The sequence below is a fragment of the Nocardiopsis oceani genome (assembly GCF_054777395.1).
On record NZ_BAAHAR010000119.1, the window covers coordinates 1 to 1,290 of the forward strand.

At 61.8% G+C, this 1,290-nt stretch carries 1 protein-coding gene; it reads right to left on the minus strand.

Going from position 1 to position 1,290, the window contains the following annotated elements:
• Positions 1-43: 43 nt before the first annotated feature.
• Positions 44-1,224, minus strand: a protein-coding gene (locus tag ACYVDG_RS32635) for an IS3 family transposase (RefSeq protein WP_460764148.1) whose coding sequence is annotated in 2 segments (ribosomal slippage) — positions 44-963 and positions 963-1,224 — 1,182 coding nt in all. Because the reading frame shifts where the segments join, the coding sequence is not laid out codon by codon here.
• Between the last annotated feature and the right edge of the window lie 66 nt (positions 1,225-1,290).

Sequence of the window (1,290 nt, forward strand, 5' to 3'; positions counted from 1 at the left end):
TGAGGGGCCCTGCTGTTTCCGGACAGGCTTTGAACCGCCTGTCTCACGCGGCCAGTCGCATCTCCTGATGCGCCGCGTAAATCTCCGCGGGCGTGTTGTATCCCAACGCGGAATGAAGACGCCTGTGATTATACCAGTGCTCGATATACCGTGTGATGTCCCTCTGGGCGCGCTCACGCGTGGGATACACCACCCGATTGACCCGCTCGTTCTTGAGTGCTCCGAAAAACGACTCAGCCAGGGCGTTATCGTAGCAGACGCCCGTTCGCCCTGCCGACCGTTTCAACCCGTTCCCAGCGAGGAAGTTACCAAATTCGCGTGACGTGTAGTTACTGCCCCGGTCCGAGTGAAAGATCGCCCCTGCGGACACCTTCCCGTTCCGCTGGGCGTTCTTGACCGCCTGGATGATGAGCGGGGTCCGGTAATGGTCGCCCATCGCGTATCCGACGACCTCTTTGGTGCAGCAGTCGATTACGGTCGCCAGATACAGCCATCCCTCCCAGGTGGGAATGTAGGTGATATCGCCGACGAGTTTCACCCCGGGGCGCGGGGCGGTGAAGTCGCGCTGGACCAGGTCGGGGATCGCGGCGGCCTCGTCGCCGTCGGTCAGGCAGACCCGGGCCGGGCGTGGCTGGCAGGGCTCCAGGCCCATCTGGCGCATGAGCAGGCGTACCAGCTCGGGACCGGCCTGGACGTCCCAGCGCTGGAGCCGGGCATGGATGCGCCGGTACCCGTAGGTCTCATCGGAGTCCTTGAACGCTTGCCGTATGAGGAGCTTGAGGTGTTCCCTGCGTTCGGCGGTCGCCGACTCCGGCCGGTTTCTCCATTCGTAGAAACCGGAACGGGAGACGTCGAGCGTGTCGCACATGAACGTGACAGGGTAAGCGTACTCCGCGTCGCCGATTTTCTGAGTTTCCATGAACTCGTACTTGGCGGCTACCGGTGATCCTTCGCGAAGTACGCTGCGGCTTTTTTTAGGAAGGAGTTCTCGCGTTCGAGTTCGGCGTTGCGCCGTTCGAGTTCGCGCAGGCGGGCCCGGTCGCTCATGTCAAGGGTGGGTGCTTGGTTGTGGTGATCGCGTTTGTGCCGTCGCACCCAGTTGCGGAGTGTCTCGGAGCTGATGCCGAGTTCCTTTGCGACCTGGGCGATTGGCTTTTGTGTTTCGATCACCAAGCGTACCGCTTCCTCGCGGAACTCCGGTGAGTACTTGCTTGTCCTGCCCACGTTTCCCCTCGTTTCCTTACGAGACCATTGTATTGGGTCCCTGTCCGGAAACCTCGGGGCACCTCA